This window comes from Nonomuraea sp. NPDC051191, from assembly GCF_044455665.1.
GTDB lineage: Bacteria > Actinomycetota > Actinomycetes > Streptosporangiales > Streptosporangiaceae > Nonomuraea.
This window is the reverse complement of the sequence record NZ_JBITEZ010000006.1, coordinates 71350-89237: the sequence shown is the minus strand read 5'-3', so window position 1 is coordinate 89237 and position 17888 is coordinate 71350. Positions and strand designations below refer to the sequence as shown.

General features: G+C 74.0%; 22 protein-coding genes. 9 read left to right on the top strand and 13 right to left on the bottom strand.

Features of this window, described 5'->3' with window-relative positions:
* Positions 1–6: 6 nt before the first annotated feature.
* A complete protein-coding gene (locus tag ACIA8R_RS18430) occupies positions 7–864 on the bottom strand; it encodes an SDR family NAD(P)-dependent oxidoreductase (protein ID WP_397039360.1) in 858 nt (285 codons plus the stop codon).
* Between the two features lie 77 nt (positions 865–941).
* Between ACIA8R_RS18430 and ACIA8R_RS18425 the strand changes: the two genes are divergently transcribed.
* Entirely contained in the window at positions 942–1505 is a 564-nt protein-coding gene (locus ACIA8R_RS18425; RefSeq protein ID WP_357697213.1) for a TetR family transcriptional regulator, read from the top strand.
* A gap of 51 nt (positions 1506–1556) precedes the next feature.
* On the opposite strand, the gene ACIA8R_RS18420 is transcribed toward ACIA8R_RS18425, so the two are convergent.
* Together ACIA8R_RS18420 and ACIA8R_RS18415 are read right to left on the bottom strand one after the other, a co-directional pair.
* Positions 1557–2783: a cytochrome P450 gene (locus ACIA8R_RS18420; RefSeq protein WP_397039359.1), complete on the bottom strand. Its 1227-nt coding sequence runs from the start codon at positions 2781–2783 to the stop codon at positions 1557–1559.
* A gap of 211 nt (positions 2784–2994) precedes the next feature.
* A complete protein-coding gene (locus ACIA8R_RS18415; RefSeq protein WP_397039357.1) occupies positions 2995–3438 on the bottom strand; it encodes a hypothetical protein in 444 nt (147 codons plus the stop codon).
* A gap of 109 nt (positions 3439–3547) precedes the next feature.
* Between ACIA8R_RS18415 and ACIA8R_RS18410 the strand changes: the two genes are divergently transcribed.
* Together ACIA8R_RS18410 and ACIA8R_RS18405 are read left to right on the top strand one after the other, a co-directional pair.
* A complete protein-coding gene (locus tag ACIA8R_RS18410) occupies positions 3548–4000 on the top strand; it encodes a MarR family winged helix-turn-helix transcriptional regulator (RefSeq protein ID WP_364087491.1) in 453 nt (150 codons plus the stop codon).
* 43 nt (positions 4001–4043) lie between these two features.
* Positions 4044–4820, top strand: a complete 777-nt coding sequence (locus ACIA8R_RS18405) for a hypothetical protein (RefSeq protein ID WP_397039356.1) — start codon at positions 4044–4046, stop codon at positions 4818–4820.
* Between the two features lie 22 nt (positions 4821–4842).
* Here ACIA8R_RS18405 and ACIA8R_RS18400 read toward each other — a convergent pair whose 3' ends face one another.
* Genes ACIA8R_RS18400 through ACIA8R_RS18380 form a run of 5 tightly spaced genes read right to left on the bottom strand, consistent with a single transcriptional unit; the run spans position 4843 to position 10033 of the window.
* Positions 4843–5484 carry a response regulator transcription factor gene (locus ACIA8R_RS18400; RefSeq protein WP_364087486.1) on the bottom strand — a complete coding sequence of 214 codons (642 nt, stop codon included), beginning with the start codon at positions 5482–5484 and terminating at the stop codon, positions 4843–4845.
* Positions 5472–6701 (bottom strand): sensor domain-containing protein, encoded by a 1230-nt coding sequence (locus ACIA8R_RS18395; protein WP_397039354.1) that lies wholly within the window; start codon positions 6699–6701, stop codon positions 5472–5474. Before ACIA8R_RS18395 ends, ACIA8R_RS18400 begins: the two co-directional genes overlap by 13 nt.
* Before the next feature lies 1 nt (position 6702).
* Complete coding sequence (locus tag ACIA8R_RS18390; protein ID WP_397039352.1) at positions 6703–9120, bottom strand: FtsX-like permease family protein; 2418 nt, start codon at positions 9118–9120, stop codon at positions 6703–6705.
* On the bottom strand, positions 9117–9866 hold the full coding sequence (locus ACIA8R_RS18385) for an ABC transporter ATP-binding protein (protein WP_397039351.1): 750 nt from the start codon (positions 9864–9866) through the stop codon (positions 9117–9119). The genes ACIA8R_RS18390 and ACIA8R_RS18385 overlap by 4 nt, the downstream gene beginning before the upstream one ends.
* On the bottom strand, positions 9863–10033 hold the full coding sequence (locus tag ACIA8R_RS18380; protein ID WP_364087479.1) for a hypothetical protein: 171 nt from the start codon (positions 10031–10033) through the stop codon (positions 9863–9865). Before ACIA8R_RS18380 ends, ACIA8R_RS18385 begins: the two co-directional genes overlap by 4 nt.
* 187 nt (positions 10034–10220) lie before the next feature.
* Between ACIA8R_RS18380 and ACIA8R_RS18375 the strand changes: the two genes are divergently transcribed.
* Positions 10221–10985 (top strand): NAD(P)-binding domain-containing protein, encoded by a 765-nt coding sequence (locus ACIA8R_RS18375; RefSeq protein WP_397039349.1) that lies wholly within the window; start codon positions 10221–10223, stop codon positions 10983–10985.
* A gap of 60 nt (positions 10986–11045) precedes the next feature.
* Here the strand turns inward: ACIA8R_RS18375 and ACIA8R_RS18370 are convergent, their stop codons facing one another.
* On the bottom strand, positions 11046–11834 hold the full coding sequence (locus ACIA8R_RS18370; RefSeq protein WP_357707815.1) for a class I SAM-dependent methyltransferase: 789 nt from the start codon (positions 11832–11834) through the stop codon (positions 11046–11048).
* 98 nt (positions 11835–11932) lie between these two features.
* On the opposite strand from ACIA8R_RS18370, the gene ACIA8R_RS18365 reads away from it, so the two are divergent.
* From ACIA8R_RS18365 to ACIA8R_RS18355, 3 genes are read left to right on the top strand one after another with little or no spacing between them, the layout of a single operon-like run.
* Positions 11933–12322, top strand: a complete 390-nt coding sequence (locus ACIA8R_RS18365) for a hypothetical protein (protein ID WP_397039347.1) — start codon at positions 11933–11935, stop codon at positions 12320–12322.
* A gap of 1 nt (position 12323) precedes the next feature.
* Entirely contained in the window at positions 12324–12920 is a 597-nt protein-coding gene (locus ACIA8R_RS18360; RefSeq protein ID WP_364087473.1) for a TetR family transcriptional regulator, read from the top strand.
* A gap of 25 nt (positions 12921–12945) precedes the next feature.
* On the top strand, positions 12946–13473 hold the full coding sequence (locus tag ACIA8R_RS18355; protein ID WP_397039346.1) for a GNAT family N-acetyltransferase: 528 nt from the start codon (positions 12946–12948) through the stop codon (positions 13471–13473).
* 4 nt (positions 13474–13477) lie between these two features.
* Here ACIA8R_RS18355 and ACIA8R_RS18350 read toward each other — a convergent pair whose 3' ends face one another.
* Positions 13478–14305 (bottom strand): TetR/AcrR family transcriptional regulator, encoded by an 828-nt coding sequence (locus tag ACIA8R_RS18350; RefSeq protein ID WP_364087468.1) that lies wholly within the window; start codon positions 14303–14305, stop codon positions 13478–13480.
* Between the two features lie 131 nt (positions 14306–14436).
* On the opposite strand from ACIA8R_RS18350, the gene ACIA8R_RS18345 reads away from it, so the two are divergent.
* Together ACIA8R_RS18345 and ACIA8R_RS18340 are read left to right on the top strand one after the other, a co-directional pair.
* Complete coding sequence (locus ACIA8R_RS18345; RefSeq protein ID WP_364087466.1) at positions 14437–15180, top strand: ABC transporter ATP-binding protein; 744 nt, start codon at positions 14437–14439, stop codon at positions 15178–15180.
* Complete coding sequence (locus tag ACIA8R_RS18340; protein WP_397039344.1) at positions 15177–16499, top strand: FtsX-like permease family protein; 1323 nt, start codon at positions 15177–15179, stop codon at positions 16497–16499. The genes ACIA8R_RS18345 and ACIA8R_RS18340 overlap by 4 nt, the downstream gene beginning before the upstream one ends.
* Here the strand turns inward: ACIA8R_RS18340 and ACIA8R_RS18335 are convergent.
* The 3 genes from ACIA8R_RS18335 to ACIA8R_RS18325 are packed head-to-tail and all read right to left on the bottom strand — an operon-like array spanning position 16468 to position 17883.
* On the bottom strand, positions 16468–16743 hold the full coding sequence (locus ACIA8R_RS18335; protein WP_397039342.1) for a hypothetical protein: 276 nt from the start codon (positions 16741–16743) through the stop codon (positions 16468–16470). The two genes, ACIA8R_RS18340 and ACIA8R_RS18335, sit on opposite strands and share 32 nt — an antisense overlap.
* A complete protein-coding gene (locus tag ACIA8R_RS18330) occupies positions 16728–17111 on the bottom strand; it encodes a hypothetical protein (RefSeq protein ID WP_397039341.1) in 384 nt (127 codons plus the stop codon). The genes ACIA8R_RS18335 and ACIA8R_RS18330 overlap by 16 nt, the downstream gene beginning before the upstream one ends.
* On the bottom strand, positions 16999–17883 hold the full coding sequence (locus tag ACIA8R_RS18325; protein WP_397039339.1) for an alpha/beta hydrolase family protein: 885 nt from the start codon (positions 17881–17883) through the stop codon (positions 16999–17001). The genes ACIA8R_RS18330 and ACIA8R_RS18325 overlap by 113 nt, the downstream gene beginning before the upstream one ends.
* Positions 17884–17888: the final 5 nt, after the last annotated feature.

The window sequence follows — 17888 nt, the reverse complement described above, 5'->3', positions numbered from 1 at the left end:
CGGGTCTCAGACCGTCTCTCGCATCAGGCTCTCGCACAACGCCCACACCCTGTCCTGGTTGCCCCGATCCAGGACACTGGCCGGCCACTCCACGCGGCGGCACTTCATGCTGAAGTAGGCGCCGTTCACCCCCTCCACCTCGGCGCTGGAGGCCAGGTGGATGCTGGAGCGGGCCGGCTTGCTCAGGTCGCCGAAGAGCCGCGGCGCGGCCACCCGCAGCAGCGGGACGACCGGCCGGTACAGGTAGGGGAACCCGGCAGCCGTCATCGACCGGTTCATCGGCGTGTGCCCGTGCCCCGGGTAGGCCACGTTGACCGTGACGCCGGTGCCGGCGACCTTCTCGGCGAAGCGCAGGCTCATCGCCATCAGCATCGTCTTGGTGTGGTTGTACTGGCTGAACGTCCACCCCAGATAGCGCCGTTCGGCCTGCAGGTTGTCCGGTTCGATCGGCCCGCCGGGGATGCCGCCGGTGATGTTGACGACCCGGCCGCCGAGCAGCGGCAGCAGCAGGCGGGTGAGCGTGAACGGCGCCAGCACGTGGGCGGCGAAGGTGACCTCCACGCCGTCCTCGGTCAGCGCACGGCGGGGCGGGCTCGCGCCGACGTTGTTGACCAGCACGTCCAGCCGGTCGCAGCGCTCGGCCACCTGGGCGGCGAGCGCGGCCACGTCACGGCGGCGGGTCACGTCCGCCGCGACGCCCTCGGCCTGGCCGCCGGACGCGCGCAGTTCGTCCACCGCCTGTCGGACGCGTTCGGGGTCGCGGCCCACCAGGATCACCCGGGCGCCGAGCGCGGCCAGCCCGCGCGCCGTCTCCTTGCCGATGCCCCCGGTGCTGCCGGTGATCAGCGCGGTCTTTCCTCGCATGAGACCCTCCTGTTAGAGCGTTGCACTCAATATGACATCGAGTGCCACATACGGCAATGGGTGTAGAGTAGCCGTCCATGGAAGGTCTGCGGGATCGCACGAGGCGCGCCGTACGCGTCGAACTGGCCACCCGGGCGCTGGAGCTGTTCGCCGAGCGCGGGTTCGACGAGACGACCGTCGACGACATCGCCCAGGCAGCCGGCATCTCGAAGCGCAGCTTCTTCCGCTACTTCCCGAGCAAGGAGGACGTCGTCTTCGGCGAGGTCGAGACGATGGCGGAGCAGGTCGCCGAGGAGATCTCGGCCCGGCCGCCGGGGGAAGGGCCCTGGGAGTGCCTGCACGCGGTGCTGCGCGACTGGGAAACGCGGATCAACAGTCAGGTCGAGGTGATGCGGCTCATCGAGTCCACCCCCGCGCTGCGCGCCAGGCTCCTGCAGAAACGCGACCACGCCCGCACCCGGATCATCCAGGCGCTGGCCGAGCGCGGGTTGTCCACGCTGGAGGCGGACCTGGCCGCGACGGCCGCCGGTGCGGCACTCGACGCGGTGGCCCGCGAATGGCTGCGCGCGGACGGCTCCGCCGACCGGCAAGCCCTGGCGGACCGGATCTTCACCCTGCTCCGGCCCGCGTTCCTGAGCTGAGACGCCAGGGGGGCTCCGGCGGCCGGCTCGACACCCGGGCCGGCGTCGTCGTCACCAGGTCACGGGCAGTTCGTACACCCCGTACACCTGGCCGTCGTGCTTGAAGGGGATCTTCTCGAAGTCGGTGGCCAGGGCGAGGGTGGGGACGCGCTTGTAGAGGGTGCCGTAGGCGACCTGCAACTCCATCCGGGCCAGGGGCTGGCCGAGGCACTGGTGGACGCCGAAGCCGAAGGCCACGTGCCGGCGGGCGTCGCGGCGCACGTCCAGCTCGTCCGGCGCGGGGAAGACCTCGGGGTCGCGGTTGCCGATGTCGTTGGCCACGATGATGCCCTCGCCCGCGCGGATGACCTGGCCGCCGACCTCGATGTCCTCCTTGGCCACCCGGCGGCGTCCGCCGTGGGTGATATTCAGGTAACGCAGCAGCTCCTCCACCGCGCCCGCGATCAGCGCGGGGTCGTCGCCCTCGCGCAGCCGGGCGAGCTGCCCGGGGTGGCGGAGCAGCGCGAGGGTGCCGAGCGCGATCATGTTCGCGGTGGTCTCGTGGCCGGCCACGAGCAGCAGCACGCCCATCTGGGCCGCCTCCTGCCTGGTCAGCTCGCCCGCCGTGACCCGGGCGGCCACCTGCGACAGCAGGTCGTCGCCCGGGTGGTCGAGCTTGTCGCCGACGAGCCCGTCCAAATACTGCCTCAGCCGCCCGCCCGCGGCGGCCCTGTCCTCGACCGACACGTCCCGCTTGACGATGATCTTGCTGTTGTCCTGGAAGAAGCCGTGGTCGGCGTACGGGACGCCGAGCAGCTCGCAGATCACCAGCGACGGCACCGGCAGCGCGAACGCCTCCACCAGGTCGACCGGCTTCGGCCCGGCCAGCAGGTCGTCGATGAGGTCGTCGACGATGCGCTGGACGGCCGGGCGCATGGTCTCGACCCGTTTGACGGTGAACGCCCCTTGCACCATGCGGCGCAACCGGTGGTGCTCGGGGTCGTCCATGAGGATGAAGCTGATCGAGCTGTCGGGGCGTCTGGGGAACAGCGTCGGCAGCGGGTAGCCGGGCCGGGTGATGTCGGAGCTGACCTGCGGATGGCTCAGCACCGCCTTCTGCTCGGCGTACCCGGTGACCAGCCATACGGTGCCGCCGTCGCGCAGCCGTACCCGGGTCAGCGGCGTGTCCCGCTGGAGCGCCTGCAAGGCGGGCGGCGGGTCGAACGGGCACGCCGCCGCCCTGACGCCGGGGAACTCGGGCAACGTGCCGGAGGTGTCCTGGTCCGGGAGTGCCGTCATGACGGTGTTCCTTCCGCTCGATGGGTCCGGCCGGCCGGGCCGGTGGTGGCGGGGGCCGTCAGGGCCGGCCAGGGCGCGCGGGTGGGGTGGGCCCGCTCGGCGCTCATCGACTTCCGGCGTGACGCACCAGCACTCTCCTTTGTCAGATCCAGACAACCAACGCGGGCCGCCTTAAGTCAAGCGCCTGATTTCTGCGCGTGGGCCGGGGGCGTCACAGTGCGGCGGCGCGTTCTCCGGCCGTGAGCACCACCGTGAGGGCGGTGTCCAGCTCGGCCGGATCGATGCCCTCGAAGGCGGCGTCCGTGATCTCGCGCGCATGCACGTACAGGGCCGCGAAGTAGGCCGCGCCCGCCTCGGTCAGCTCTGCCGTGGCGGGGGCGTTCCCCGGCCGGTACGCGACATGCCCCGCCGCCGCGGCGCGTTCGAGCACCCGTACGGCGTCCGGCCCGGCCAGGTCGAGACGGCGGTCGAGTTCCCTCACCACCTCGTCCGCGGGCAGGGGGGCGGCCGCCTCCTTGAGCAGGGTCAGCAGCATCCAGGTGGGGAAGTCCGCGTCGAAGTCCGCGAGGGCGCGACGGTGCAGCCTGCCGATCAGGCGTGCGGTCTCGCCGAGCGCGCGGCCGAGGCTGGGACGCGGTCCGGGGTTCACGGTCATGGGGGTCTCCTTCGTGACCGGCGGCACCTTCTGTTGGTGTCACCAATGATGGTGGCGCCAACAATACACACATTTGATGGCCCCACCAACAATCGACTAGCCTGGCGACGTGAACCGCGCCCCGCACCCGACCCCCGCCCGGCTGCGCGCCCTGCCGAGCTGGGTGATCAACCAGACGGCGACGGCCGCCAACCGGCTGACCGACCGCGCGCTGGCCGGCACGAGTTCCCGGCGCCAGTTCGCGATCCTGTCGGCCCTCGACGAGTACGGCCCGTCCAGCCAGGCCGATCTGGGCAGATGCACCGGGATCGACCGCAGCGACGTGGTGACGGGCGTCACCACGATGGTCGAGCGGGGATTCCTGCGGCAGCGTCCCGACGCGGCCGACGGCCGGCGCAACATCGTCACGCTCACCCCCGAGGGGAAGGAACATCTGGAGCGGCTCGGCGCCCTGATCGCCGACGCCCAAGACGAACTGCTGCGCGCCCTCTCCCCGGCGGAATCGAAGATGATGCTCGACCTGCTCAGGCGAGTGGTCGCCGACGATCAGGACGCGACGTGAACCGGGGCCGGCGCGTACGGGTTTCCTCGCCGGGCAAGGAGAAATGACTATGGAACAGGAGCGGGTGCGCATCGTAGGCACCACCGACGACCTCGCCGACCTCGCCGGGAGGTTCCCCACGGGGACTCCCGTCCAGATCGACGCCGAGGAGATCGAGCCGGGCCACGAGCCGGGCAACTCGGCGGGATGGGCGGTCGTGGCCAGAGCCGAGCTGCTGCCGGTCGGCGAGCGCGGCGGCCTCGCCGCGCCGGGCGAGCCGATCGCCACCGGAGAGGCCGACGCCGACGGCAACCGCCCGTTGCTGTTCACGCCCGTGCTCGTCCTGCAGTCGCGCAAGCTCGCCACGCCCGGCCGGTTGGGGCCCACGGCCCGCGCCGCCGACCCCTGCCTGCGCCGCGACGACGCCTACGAGCGCATCGAGCGCGACGGCGACGCGACCCTGTACCTGATGGAAGTGCTGGAAGCGGTCGAGAACCTGCGGGACGAGACCGACGGCGTGGCCGCCGACCGCGACCGCCTCCTGCACCCGGCGGCGCGCCGCCACCTGGCCTCGGCCGTCGAAGCCCTGAAGGCGGCGCGCGCCGCGGTGAACGAGGCCACCCGCTTCGGCAACGTGTGCGAACTCGTCCGCGGCGCGGACCACGACGACGCCTGGGCCGGGAAGATCGAGGACGGTCAGCCGTGCGACCCGGCGAACCTGCACGGCCTGCTGGTCGACCTGCCCGGCGGCCCGGCGGGGCGACCGGCCTGCCCGGTCCACGCCGAACTGGCGCGGCGACACGTGCCCGAGGCCACAGTACGGCCCAACCCGCACGCGTAGGCGGACGTCCAGCCGGGGCCCGTCAGCGGTCGTCGAGGAAGGTCAGCACGGCCAGGACGCGGCGGTGGCCGCCGTCGGAGACGGCCAGGCCGAGCTTGGCGAAGATGCTGCCGATGTGCTTGTGCACCGCGTTGTCGGTGATCGTCAGCCGTTCGCCGATCTCGGTGTTGCTCAGGCCCTGGGCCATCCACGACAACACCTCGCGTTCCCGGCCCGTGAGGCTGTCCAGGCCGTCGCCGCGTCCGACCATGAGCTGGGCGATGACCTCGGGGTCCATGACCGTGCCGCCCGCGGCGACCCGGCGGACGTCCTCGACGAACTGGCCCACCCGGCTGACCCGGTCCTTCAGCAGGTAGCCGACGCCGCCGGAGCCGTGCGCCAGCAGCTCGCGGGCATAGACGCGCTCGACGTACTGGGACAGGACCAGGATGGGCAGAGTGGGGTCGGCGCGCCGGAGGGCGACGGCGGCCCTGATGCCCTCGTCGCGGAACGACGGCGGCAGCCGCACGTCGGCGATCACCAGGTCGGGGCGGTGCTCGGTGACGGCGTCCAGCAGGCCGTCGGCGTCCGGCACGACCGCGGCCACCTCGATGTCCTTGCTGGTCAGGAGCAGTTCCAGCCCGGTGGAGAGCAGGACGTTGTCCTCGGCGATCACGACGCGCACGGCAACTCCACGACGAGACGGGTGGGCCCTCCGGAGGGGCTGTCGATGCTCACCGTACCGTCGAGCGCGGCGGCCCTTCTGCGGATGCCGGTGACGCCGGTGCCGCGGCTCTCGTCCACGCCGCCCTTGCCGTCGTCGCTGATCTCGATGCGTAGCACGCGTCCCGACGCCAGCCGTACGGCGACGCGGGCGGCGCCGCTGTGCTTGGTGGCGTTCGTGACCGCCTCGGCGACGATGAAGTAGGCCGCCGTCTCGACCGCGGCGGGCACGGCACCGAGGCCGCTCACGTCCGTCTCGACGGGCAGGCCGGCCTGCGCCGTCACGGCGGACACCGCGCCGGCCAGCCCCCTGTCGGCCAGGATCGGCGGATACATCGTGCGGATCACCTGGCGCAACTCGGTCATCGCCTCCTCGGTTCCCTCATGCGCGTCCTTCAGCAGCCGGCCGACGGGCCCGCCGTCGTCGTCGAGCGCCTCGCGGGCCATCGCCAGCCGCATCGCGATGGCGACCAGCCGCGCCTGCGTGCCGTCGTGCAGGTCGCGCTCGATGCGGCGCAGCTCGGCGGCGTGCGCGTCGAGGACGTTCGACCTGCTCTCGGTCAGCTCCCCGACGCGCTCGGCCAGCCGGTCGGCCTCCGACGGGGCGAGCGCGGCCAGGCAGGCGCGGGCGTGCAGACGGGCCAGCCTCGGCAGCGCCCACCAGGCCAGCGGCGCGGCCAGGACGACCTGCGCGACGCCCATGCCGATCGCCCGCTCCCACCCGGTCACCGGGAAGGCCAGCAGCAGCCGCAGCGGCTCGTCGGCCGGGAACAGCCACCACAGCGGGGCCTCCAGGACGGGGTTCACCAGCAGCCCGGCCACCCCGAGCGCGACCAGCGCGACGGGCAGGCCCACGGCGACGTGCAGCGCCGTCCAGCGCAGGTCGCGCCGGGACCGCGTGCCCAGGAGGAGCTGCCGCCACCGGTCACGCACCCCGGCCGCGGCGGGCGGGGCCGGGCGCGGCGGGACGTCGACCTCCAGCACCGCGCCGGCCTGCACGCGCTGCCATTCGGTCCACCTGTGCAGCACCGCCATCATGCGCGGCACCAGGACGAGCCCCACCCCGCCCACCGGGACGAGCAGGACGCCCGCGACGAGCACCGCCAGCGCGACCATGGCCGCCAGGGCCGACGCGAACACGATCAGGTGATAGCGAACAAACCGCCACAGATTCTTCACATCAATTCATGATCTTCCGGGCGGGTAGCTCCATGGCCAGGGACACAATCGTCATCGCCCCCAGAATAGAGGCCGGTACCAGCCACAACGGCCCCGCCGGCAGCGGACGGGCCAGGAAGCCCACGCTCAGCAGCACCAGCGGCACGGCGGCCAGCACCAGCCCCGACGCCGACGCCCCGGCTCCCACGAGCAGCGCCTCCCAGCGCACCACGCGCCTGAGCTGACGCGGGGTCAGGCCGATCGCGCGCAGACCGGCGAACTCCTCGCGGCGCGCGGTCGTCGTCGCCACCAGCCGGTTGGCGACCGCCACCAGCACGTAGGCCAGCAGCACGGCGAGCACGGCGACGTTCACCAGCGTCTGCGCCGAGGCCATGGCGGCCTGCGGTCCCGCGGCGCGGCTGTCGAAGCGCAGCTCGGCGCGGCGCGCGAGGTCGCCGAAGTCGGCGGGACGGGCCAGCACGGCGCTGTCCAGGCCGGTCGTCGTGTGCGCGGTGGCCAGGTCGCGGGAGACCACGATCGGGCCGAACCCGAGGGCCCGACAGTAGGTGGCGGCCACCCGCGCCCGCACCCGCGCGCCGTCGCCCATGATCACGTCCATGGTCTGGCCGACCCGGCCCAGGTGCTCGTCCACCGCGACGGTCTCGCCCTTGAGCCCGGACAGCCGGCCGTCCGCGAGGTCGAGGTCGACCAGGCCCTCGGCGTCCGGGCCGAGCGCCATGGCCGGTCTGGCCATCAGGGCGGGGCTGTCACCGGCCAGGAGCGGCCCGGTCACCACGGTCGTCATCGCCATGCCCGCCGCCTTCGTCCGCGAACGCACGTCGGCCAGCAGGTCGCGCGGGACGCCGCCGAGGCCGGGAGCGCTGATCGTGACGAGCCCGCGCAGGCCCAGGGCGGCCTCGTCGGACTGCGCCCTGGCCATCGTGGTCTGGGTGAGCACCACGCTGAGGCCGAGCGTGACGACCATGCCGAGGGCGGCCACGGCTCCGGCGGTGCGCAGCGCGTACCCGTGGCAGTTGTGCACCGCCAGCCAGAGCGGGCCGGGCAGCCGCGTCATGAGCCGCGAGCCGGACACCGCCCGCGCCGCCCCCTGCACCAGCCGCGGCCCGGCCAGGGCCAGGCCGATCACCGCCACGATCGCGGCGGTGCTCGGGCCGATCACGGCCGCCTCGCTCCGCACGACCAGCGGCATCGCGGACAGCACCAGGGCGGCGAGCATGAGCAGCAGCCCCGCGCGGGTCCGCGCCGGCGACGGCGTGCGCGGCTCGGGCAGCCCGGAGACGACCGGCATGCGCGAGACCCGCAGCGAGCCCGCCCAGGCCGCCACCCGCGTGACGCCGAGCAGCAGCAGGGTCGCCGCCACGGCCGGCAGCGGCCCGTGGACCAGCGGCTGGTCCGCGCGCACCAGCCCGATCCCGGCCAGCAGCTCGCCGAAGCGGGCGGCCAGGAAGTAGCCGAGCGCGGCCCCGGGCGGCACGGCCGGCAGCGCCGCCGCCACGGCCTGGACGGCCACCAGCCGGCGCACCTGGCGCGGGGTGGCGCCGGCCGCGCGCAGCAGGGCGAGGTCGCGGCGCTGCCGGTTGACCGAGAGCGCCAGGCCGCCACCCACCACGAACCCGACCACCAGCAGGCTGATGCCGCCGATCGAGGAGGGCAGGACCAGCAGGAGCCCGCGGCCCGCCGCCGCGCCCGGCGACTCCGCGTCGGCCCGGTCGCGGCCCGTGGCGTACTCGTAGCCGTCGCCCAGCCGGGTCTTCAGCCGGGCGGCCAGCGTCTCGGGGGAGACGCCGGGCGTCGCCCGGACCGCGACGAGGTCCACCGTCCCCGGCCTGCCTGCCGTCCGGGCGGCCAGCGTGGCGGCCACGTCGTCGGGGAAGTACACGCCCGGGGTGTCCACCACGGCCGTCACCCGGTAGGTGGCGGGCGTGCCGGCCGCCGTCACCCGCAGCCGGTCCCCGACCCGGCCGCCGCTCACGGCGATCTCGTCGGCGGCGCGCGGCGCGCGACCCGCCGTGACCCGGCCGCTCAGCGCGAGCGACGACCATCCGTGCCCGGCGGTCGCGGGATCGGCGGTACGCCCGGCGTCACCGGCCGGGTGTTCCGTTGTCCCGACGACGGCGGCGGGGAAGCCGACGTCGCCGGCCACGGCCGCCGCCCCCGGCACCCCGGCGGCCGAGGCGACCAGCGAGCGGGGGAGCCGGGCGCGTTCGGGCAGCGCGATGTCCGGCTCCTCCTTGAGGGGGATCGACTGCCGCGCCGAGACCACCACGTCCGCGCCCGACAGCCGCAGGGGCGGCTGAGCGCGGAAGGCCGAGTCCACCAGCACGCCGGTCGCCGTCACCAGCGCCATCCCGCCCAGCACCGCCGCGAACACCACGACCAGGCCGCCCGCCTTGGCGAGCGCCAGCGCGAGCCTGATCACGCGACCCGCTCCGCGCTCAGCCGGGCCAGCCGGACGGCCAGGTCCTCGGCGCTCGGGGCGGGCAGGACGTCGAGGACCCGCCCGTCGGCCATGACCACGGTGTCGTGCGCGCGGGCCGCGGCGGCCGGGTCGTGGGTGACCATGACGACGGTCTGGCCCAGGTCGTCGACCAGCTCGCGCAGGAGGTCCAGCACGTGGGCGGCGCTGCGCAGGTCCAGCGCCCCGGTGGGCTCGTCGGCGAACACCACGTCCGGGCGCGCGGCCAGGGCCCGGACGATCGCCGCGCGCTGCTGCTGCCCGCCCGACAACTCCGTGGGCCGGTGACGCAGCCGGTCGCGCAGGCCCATCCGGTCGATCAGCTCGCCGAGCCAGGCCCGGTCCGGGCGCACGCCGGCCATCCGCAGCGGCAACGTGATGTTGTCCTCGACGGTGACGGTCGGCAGCAGGTTGTAGGACTGGAACACGTAACCGAGGTGCTTCCTGCGCCACTCCGTGCGGCGGGTCTCCGACATGCGGGTGACCTCGACGCCGCAGATGGTGATCTCGCCGGAGGTCGGCGGCTCCAGGGCGGCGGCGGCCTGCAACAAGGTGCTCTTGCCCGAGCCGGACGGCCCCATCACGGCCACGAACCGGCCGCGCGGGAAGGCCAGCGAGACGTCGTCGAGGGCGACCACGTCCCCGTAGGTCTTGCTGACCCGCTCCAGCATGACGACCGCGCCCATGCCCGTGCCCGTGCCCGCGCTCATGATCGGCGCCCGGCGAGGTGCAGGACGATGAGCCCGGCGATGGCGCCCACGCCCACCACGCCCGCCACCAGCCCGACGGGGTTCAGATCGCCCCGAGTGACGATGTTGGCCACCACGTTCACCGAGGCTCCGCATACCGCCAGCACCCACAGCAGGGCACGCGACACCGGTCGCCGAGTCCGGGTCCGAGGGCGGCGCTCCGAACGGTCATATGTGTCAATTCTGTACGGATCGCTCATGAAGACGACGCTACGGACATCGGCCGCCGCGATGAATCCCGCCAGCAACCGAAAGGACGGTACAGACTGCTGTAGTACGTCAGGCACAAGACCATGCATCTCGGAGGAAGACACTGTGAAGCGGATCGGCGTCATCGGGGTGGGCGAGATCGGCCGGGCCATCGTGACGGGCCTGTGCGAGGGCCCCGGCGAGCGTCCCGAGGTGTACCTCTCGCCACGGGGAGCGCGCGCGGCGGCGGAGCTGTCGAAGCGCTACGAGGACGTGCACGTGTGCGCCTCCAACCAGGAGGTCGTGGACCGCTCCGAACTGGTCGTCATCGCCGTGCGCCCCCCTGACCGGCACGAGGCGCTGGCCGGCCTGCGCGTGGACGACGACACGATCGTGGTCAACGTGATGGCCGGCGTGTCCGTCGAGGAGCTGCGCAAGATCCTGGACACCGGCGCCCCCCTGGTGCGCGCCATCCCTCTGCCCGCCGTCCGCGAACGCGACTCCGTCACGGTGACCTGGCCGGCGCACCCGGCGACCGACGCCCTCTTCGGACGGCTGGGCGGCGTGCTCGCGGCCGAGGACGAGGCGGCCTTCAACGTCTTCTCCGCGCTGACGGCCACGCTCACCACCCAGCTGTCCTACCTGGCCACGCTCAGCACGTGGGCCACCGGCCACGGCGTCCCGCCCGAGGTAGCCGAGGGCTACGTCCGCGGACTCTTCCAGGAGCTGGGGCGGGCGCTGGGCGACGAGAGCCGTTCCCTGGCCCGGCTCGCGGCCGACCACGAGACCCCGAACGGCAGCAACGAACGCGTCCGCACCACCTGGTTCACCCCGGCCAGGTCCGAGGCCCTCGCCGAGACGCTCGACGACCTGCTCGACCGCCTCACCTGACCGCGGGCGCCCCGGCGCCAGGGACGCGTGGCGGCCCGGTCGTCCAGGAGCGGTCCGGGCTCAGCCGGGCCGGTGGGCGACGGTCAGCAGGTGTCCGCTGACGCCCAGCAGCGAGGGCTCCGACTCCATCGAGCGCTGGGCGTCCAGGAGCAGGGCCCGGCGTCCGGGGTCGTCGAGCCAGTCGTTCACGTCGCCGTGCAGCCAGAACGTGCCCTCCAGGCCGTACCGGGCGGCCTCGGGCAGAGCGGCGTCGGCGAACTCGGCGGGAACCTCGTCCGGGTGGTGGAAGTAGGCCGGGAAGCCGCGCCGGGGTGAGAGCATCACGCCGTGCGCTGCGGCGGCGTGGGCCGCCTCCCGCTGCCGTTCCTCCAGGTAGGTGCCCAGGTTCACGGTGTCGAGCACGGCCGCGTACCGGTTGATGGTGGCCGCGGCCACCACGCCGCCGGGCCGGACGGCACGCCGGGCCTCGCTCAGCGCCCGCACCCGGTCGGCCCGCTCGGACAGGTGGTAGAGCGGGCCCAGCAGGAGGACGGCGTCCACGCCGCCGTCGGGAACGGGCAGCCGCCGCGCGTCGCCCGTCGCGGCGCGTAGCCCCGGCACCAGCGCCGCCCGCTCCACGTGCAGCGGCACGGGGTCCAGCAGCTCCACCTCGTATCCGTCGGCCAGCAGCCATTCGGCGTGCACGCCGGTGCCGCCGCCCACGTCGAGGACCCGGGCCGGGGGCGGCGGCAGCGTGCGGCGCAGCACGTCCTGGGTGCGCCAGAACTCCAGGCGGCCGCGCCCCTGGCGCAGCCGGTCGTGCTCCAGGCCCTGTGCGTAGTAGGCCAGCACCTCTCGTGTCACGGTCATCGTCGATCGTGACCGTACGGCCGCGCGGGCGGCAACGGATTATCACTCCACCGCGAAGGACTGCGCACTTCTTTATCCGGGCGTGTAAATTTATCCCTATGGATAACTCTCAGGTCTGGCGGCTCGTCCGGATCCTCTTCGCCGTCGTGCTCGTCCTCTCGATCGCCACGCTGGGCGTGGCCGCCGTCGTCGGCGGCAACTGGGTGGTGTGGCTGCGCGCCGCCGCCGTCGCCGCGGCCTCCGCCTGGCTCGTCTCCCTGGCCGGGCAGGCCGCCCAGGGCAGGCGGGCCGCCTACGTGCGCATCCGCTTCGTCTCCTTCGCCGCGCCGATCGGCGTCGTCGTCATCCTCCTCGCGCCGGACAGCGGCTACCCGGCGTGGATGAAGGCCGAGCAGGCCGTGGTCGGCGTCCTGGTCGCCGCCGTCGCGGTCGTCGTCAACCGCCGTGCCGTGCGCGCCGCGTTCCCGAAGCGTGGCAAGCTGGGCTGACATGGAGAGCTCCGGAACCCGTCAGGCGGCCACCGAGGCCCGCAAGGCCCAGATCGCCTCCGCCGCGATCGCCGTGCTGGCCGAACGGGGTTACGCGGAGACCACGTTCGAGGCCATCTGCGGTCATGCCGGGCTGAGCAGCAAACGGCTGATCTCCTACCACTTCTCCACCAAGGAGCAGCTCTTCGAGGCCGTCGTCCGGCAGGTCGTCACCGACGCGGCCGCCTTCATGCGGCCGGCGATCGAGGCCGCGTCCGGAGCCCGTGCCCGGCTTGAGGCGTTCATCAGGGCGAACATCGCCTTCATCGCCGCCCACCCCGCCCACGTGCGCGCGGTCCAGCAGATCGCGTTCGGCCGCGCGCACGTGGGGGACGGCGAGCAGGACGCCGCCGTCGCCAGGCTGGCCGCCCTGTTCGAGGACGGCCAGAGCACCGGCGCGTTCCGGGCGTTCGACAGCGTGCTGATGGCCACGTCCCTGCGCGCCTGCATCGACGCCGTGGCCGACCGCGTCGCCGGCGGCCTCGACCCCGGCCACTGCGCGGACGAGCTCGTCGACCTCTTCGACCGCGCCACCGCCGGAACACCCCGCCCGTCCTGACCGGCCGTCGGGCATGATGGCCGGCATGCCGGATCTCATCGACCCCACGGCCGGGCTGCGGACGTCCTTCCTGGAGGCGGTGGCCGAGTTCCGCGCCGACCGGGACTTCCCGGTCCCGTGGTTCGTCCAGGACGTCGATCCCGAGGCCCTGACCGGCCCGGCGGCCTTCGCCGCGTACGCCGACCGGCTGCTCGGCGAACGCACCGAGGCGGGCACGCGCGCGGGTTTCGTGCCGATGACCACGCTGTGGTGGGCCGACGGCGACCGCTTCCTCGGCAGGCTGGCCGTCCGCCACCGGCTCACCCCTGAGCTGGAGAGGCTCGGCGGCCACATCGGCTACGACGTGCGCCCCGGCGCCCGGCGGCTGGGGCACGCGACGGCGATGCTCGCCGCGGCGCTGCCGATCGCGCGACGGCTGGGCATCGCCCACGCCCTGGTCCTGTGCGACCGGACGAACACCGCCTCCCGGCGGGTCATCGAGGCCAACGGCGGCCGGCTCCTCGACCTCACCGAGCGCAAACGCCGCTACCGGGTGCCCACCGGCCCCGAATAGCCGCTCACCCGCGCCGCAGCAGCAGCTCGATGCCGTCGAGCAGGCGGTGGATGCCGAACTCGAAGATGTTCTCCGGCTCCGACGCCTCGAACGCCTCGTCCCCGAACTCCGACACCATCGGCAGCCGCTCCGCCCCGATACTGCGCGCGAACGCCTCCTTGCGGGCCCGCGCCCACTCCCGCCGCGAGTGCCGGCTGGTACGTGCGGCCTGCGCCTCGTGGGCGAGCGGCACGGCGGCGCTCTGCACGTACGTGCCGATCAGGATGGCGACCTGGACGAGCGTGGCGAAGTCGAGCCCGTGGCCGTCGAGCGCGCGCATGCGCCAGTCGGTGTAGGCCATCAGCGCGGGCGCGACCGGCGGCCGGGTGGTGACCGCGACCAGGTGCGACATCCACGGGTGCCGCCGGTAGAGCTCCCACTCCAGCCGCGCGGACAGCTCCAGCCTGGCCCGCCAGCCGTCCGGCCCCGGCTCGGGCAGCGGGCGGGCGGCGAAGACGGCGTCCACCATGAGGTCGTTGAGCTCCTCCCGGCTCGGGACGTACCGGTAGAGGGACATCACGCCGACGCCCAGGTCCGTCGCGATCCGGCGCATCGACACCGCGGCGACCCCCTCCCGGTCGGCGAGCGCGACGGCGGCCCGTACGACCCGGCCCTGGTCGAGCGCCGCCTCGGCCCCGGCCCGTCCGGCCGGGGCCGCGGGCTCCTCGGCGGGCGGGGGCTCGGCGAGCCGCGCCCGGTAGGCCCTCGTCCGGCAGGCGCGCGAGCAGTAGCGCCGGGGCCGCCCCCGCTCCGCCGTCCGGAGCTCCCGCCCGCACACCTCGCACACCGCCACGTAGCGCCCCTTTTCGTCACCACCGAATTCTGTGACGAAATTATACTTCATCCCTTTAAAGTCGCATTAATCGGCAATTGATGTACGGTGTATTTATGACTCGTGCACCGTACGCCAATTCTGTGACGAAAATGGCTCTTGAACTCCACCATGTGACGAAACGTCACGGTGGCGGCGCCACCGCCGTGACCGCGCTCGACGACGTGTCCCTGGCGATCCCGCACGGCACCTTCACCGCCGTGATGGGCCCGTCGGGCTCGGGCAAGAGCACGCTGCTGCACTGCGCGGCGGGCCTGGACCGGCCCGACTCCGGATCGGTCGTCCTCGACGGCCACCGCCTGGACGGCCTCGACGAGGCGGCGCTGACCCGGTTGCGGCGCGAGCGGATGGGGTTCGTCTTCCAGTCCTTCAACCTGGTGCCCACACTGACGGTGGCGCAGAACGTGACGCTGCCCATGGAGTTCGCCGGCCGCCGCGCCGACGGGCGGCGGGTACGGGCGCTGCTCACCCGGCTCGGCCTGGGGGAGCGGACGGGACACCGGCCCGGCGAGCTGTCCGGCGGCCAGCAGCAGCGGGTGGCCATCGCCCGCGCGATGCTCGGCGAACCGGCCGTCGTGTTCGCCGACGAGCCGACCGGCGCGCTCGACACGCAGGCCGCCCGCGAGGTGCTGGGCCTCCTGCGCCAGGCCGCCGCCCAGGAGGGACGGACGATCGTGATGGTGACCCACGACCCGGTGGCCGCCTCGTACGCCGACGCCGTGGTGTTCTTCGCCGACGGCCGCGTCGTGGACCACCTGACACGCCCCGACGCCGCCACGGTCGCGGCCCGCATGGCCCGCCTGTCGGCGCCCGTCCACGCGGGAGGCGTGCGATGAGGTGGCGGCTGGCTTTCGGCACGATCGGCGCCCACCGGGCGTCCTACCTGGCCTCGGCCGCCGTCATGGCGGCCGGCACCGCGCTGCTCACGGCGTTCGCGAGCCTGCTGGAGACCGGCCTGGCCACGGGCCGCGACCAGGGCTTCCTCGTCATGCTGCCGGCCATCCTGGGCGGCTGGACCCTGGCGATCGTGGCCTTCGGCGTCGTGTCCACCGTGTCGCTGACCATCGGGCACCGCGAGCGCGAGCTGGCCCTGCTGCGCTCCATCGCGGCCACCCCGCGCCAGATCCGGCAGAACGTCGTGCTGGAGACGCTCCTCGTGGCCGTCCCCGCGATCGCCGCCGGGCTGCCGCCGGGCGCCGGGCTCGGGGCGGTCGTGCTGGCCCGGCTGGCGGACGGCGGCCTCGTCGAGGCGGGCGTCGAGCCGGTGGCGGGCTGGCCGAGCGTCGCGATCGGCGCGGGCACGTCCCTGGCCGCCGCCCTGGCCGCCGCGATGATCTCCAGCCGGCGCGCCGCGTCCATCCCGCCGGTGCGGGCGCTCGCCGCCGCCGCGCCCGGCCGGTCACTCGGCCGGGGCCGCGTCGTCGTCGGCGCGCTGCTGCTGGCACTGGGCCTGAGCCTGTCGGTGACGACCCTGTTCATGGACGACGGCCCCCTGCTGTCCAGCACCGCGGGCCCGGCGGGCGTCGCCGTCGCGGTCGGCCTGGCCCTGCTCAGCCCGGTCGCCGTACGGCCCGTCGGCCGGCTGGCCGAGGCCAGGCTGGGCGCGTCCGGGCGGCTGGCCGTCCGCAACCTGCACGCCCGTGCCCAGCACACCGGCAGCGTGGCCGGGCCGCTGATCCTCCTGGTCGGCATCGCCGGCGGCACGCTGTCCATGCAGAGCACCGAGGACGGCCTCCACCGGGGCGCCGCCGACGTCAGCGCGCGGCTCGCCCCGGTGAACTACCTGGTCGTCACCATGATCATCACGTTCACGGCGATCGTCGTGGTCAACACGCTGATCGCCGCCACCCGCCGCCGGAGCCGCGAGTTCGGGCTGCTGCGGCTGTCGGCCGCCACCCGAGGGCAGGTGATGGTGACGGTCGTGGCCGAGGGCGTGGTGACCGCGCTCCTGGCCGTCGTGCTCGGCACGGTCGCCGCCGCGGCGACCACCGTGCCGTACAACCTGGTCAGGACCGGCTCGCCGATGGCGGCCGGGCCCGGCTGGACGTACGCGGCCGTCGCCGGGGGCGCGCTGCTGCTCGTGCTGGCGGCCTCGATCCCCACGGCCGCGGGGGCGCTGCGGGTCAGGCCGGTCGAGGCGATGTCCGCCCCCTGACCGGGGGGCAGCCCGCCGTCCAGGCGCGGAGCTTGTCGGGGTTGCGTACGGCCCAGCAGTGGCTGATCCGGTCGTTCGCCACCTTGAAGGCCATCACCGCCACGGTCACACCGTCCTGCTGGGCCACCAGGCCGGGCCGGCCGTTGACCGTGCGCTCCAGGATCGTCAGGCCGGCCGCCGCCGTCACCGCCGTCCTGGTCGGCCGGAAGGTGGTGCTGGAGCTCGACGTCACCGCGGCCCGCACGCCGCGGGGCAGAATCTGACCTCGGGGTAGCGCGAGGACGGCTCGTCCAGGAGGGGCTGCCGCTTCGACTTCAGGTGCAGGTCGAGGAAGGCGGCCACGTACGTGCGGGTGAGCTCGGCCGCGCGCGCCGCGGGCAGGACGCCGGAGGCGGGCCTGATCCCGAGGGCGCCGGCCATCAGCGGCCCGTCGGTGAAGGACTGATGTTCCGCCCCCGACAACACGAGCCAGCGCTTCCACCCGGTCAGCAGCTTCCAGTCACGCTCCCACGAGGTGTCGCGACCGCCGGGGACGTGCTGCGGCGACCCCAGGAACAGGAACGGCCGGGAGAACCCGTTCTTGGGGATGCGGGCGTAGGTGGTGCCGTCCATGTCGACGCCCGGCGCGCACGCGGGAGTCCCGCACCATGGTCGCCATGGCGCTCGCCCCGCCGATCGACTGGCCGACCATCGCGATCGTGGATCGGTCGATCAGGTCGGACCCACGCCATTTCGCCGGAAGCTGGTCGAGCACGAAGGAGACGTCGGCCGCCCGTCCCGCGACCACCCCCGTGCCGAAGCCCGGGTCGGTGTCGCTGTCGCAGGCCAGGCATTCGGCGACCCGCCTGCCGGGGAAGGTCGTGGCGTAGCTCTCGTAGGTGTGGTCGATCCCGGCCACCACGTACCCGCGGCTGGCCAGGTCCTCGGCCAGGGACGTGAGCGTGTTCATCGGATTGGTGAAGCCGGGGGACAACACCACCAGCGGCAGGTTCCGGCCCGCGGGTTCGGCGTCGGCGACGGCGTTGGTGCGCGTCCCGCTGAGCGTGCCGTCCGGCACGCCCCCGACCCCCAGGCGCCGCAGGCCGAGCTCCGCCTCCTGCGGTGTCATGTACGCCGCCCGCCGCCCGTCTCGCCGCTCGGCCGGATACCACAGGGTGACCTTGAGCTCCCTGGCGTCGACGTCGAGGTTCCAGGGGTCGGGGCGGGAGGCGTCCTTCAGGTAGAGGGCGGTGGTGCCGACCGGATGGGCGCCGGTGGGGGCGGGCAGCGTGGCGGGCCCGGCCGGCGCGGCCGACAGCGCGGCGGACCGGGGCGGCATGGGCGCGGAACAGGCGGACGCGGCCAGGACGACCAGTCCCGCGGCGACCGCCGGGAGCCGTCTCACCGAGA

What these genes read in the sequence shown, in the direction of transcription:
- ACIA8R_RS18415 (WP_397039357.1), bottom strand. Translation starts at nt 3,438, where the DNA reads ATGACCGTGAACCCCGGACCGCGTCCCAGCCTCGGCCGCGCGCTCGGC.
- ACIA8R_RS18360 (WP_364087473.1), top strand. Translation starts at nt 12,324, where the DNA reads ATGGAGAGCTCCGGAACCCGTCAGGCGGCCACCGAGGCCCGCAAGGCC.
- ACIA8R_RS18365 (WP_397039347.1), top strand. Translation starts at nt 11,933, where the DNA reads ATGGATAACTCTCAGGTCTGGCGGCTCGTCCGGATCCTCTTCGCCGTC.
- ACIA8R_RS18385 (WP_397039351.1), bottom strand. Translation starts at nt 9,866, where the DNA reads ATGAGCGCGGGCACGGGCACGGGCATGGGCGCGGTCGTCATGCTGGAG.
- ACIA8R_RS18420 (WP_397039359.1), bottom strand. Translation starts at nt 2,783, where the DNA reads ATGACGGCACTCCCGGACCAGGACACCTCCGGCACGTTGCCCGAGTTC.
- ACIA8R_RS18425 (WP_357697213.1), top strand. Translation starts at nt 942, where the DNA reads ATGGAAGGTCTGCGGGATCGCACGAGGCGCGCCGTACGCGTCGAACTG.
- ACIA8R_RS18340 (WP_397039344.1), top strand. Translation starts at nt 15,177, where the DNA reads ATGAGGTGGCGGCTGGCTTTCGGCACGATCGGCGCCCACCGGGCGTCC.
- ACIA8R_RS18430 (WP_397039360.1), bottom strand. Translation starts at nt 864, where the DNA reads ATGCGAGGAAAGACCGCGCTGATCACCGGCAGCACCGGGGGCATCGGC.
- ACIA8R_RS18330 (WP_397039341.1), bottom strand. Translation starts at nt 17,111, where the DNA reads ATGGACGGCACCACCTACGCCCGCATCCCCAAGAACGGGTTCTCCCGG.
- ACIA8R_RS18355 (WP_397039346.1), top strand. Translation starts at nt 12,946, where the DNA reads ATGCCGGATCTCATCGACCCCACGGCCGGGCTGCGGACGTCCTTCCTG.
- ACIA8R_RS18370 (WP_357707815.1), bottom strand. Translation starts at nt 11,834, where the DNA reads ATGACCGTGACACGAGAGGTGCTGGCCTACTACGCACAGGGCCTGGAG.
- ACIA8R_RS18405 (WP_397039356.1), top strand. Translation starts at nt 4,044, where the DNA reads ATGACTATGGAACAGGAGCGGGTGCGCATCGTAGGCACCACCGACGAC.
- ACIA8R_RS18345 (WP_364087466.1), top strand. Translation starts at nt 14,437, where the DNA reads ATGGCTCTTGAACTCCACCATGTGACGAAACGTCACGGTGGCGGCGCC.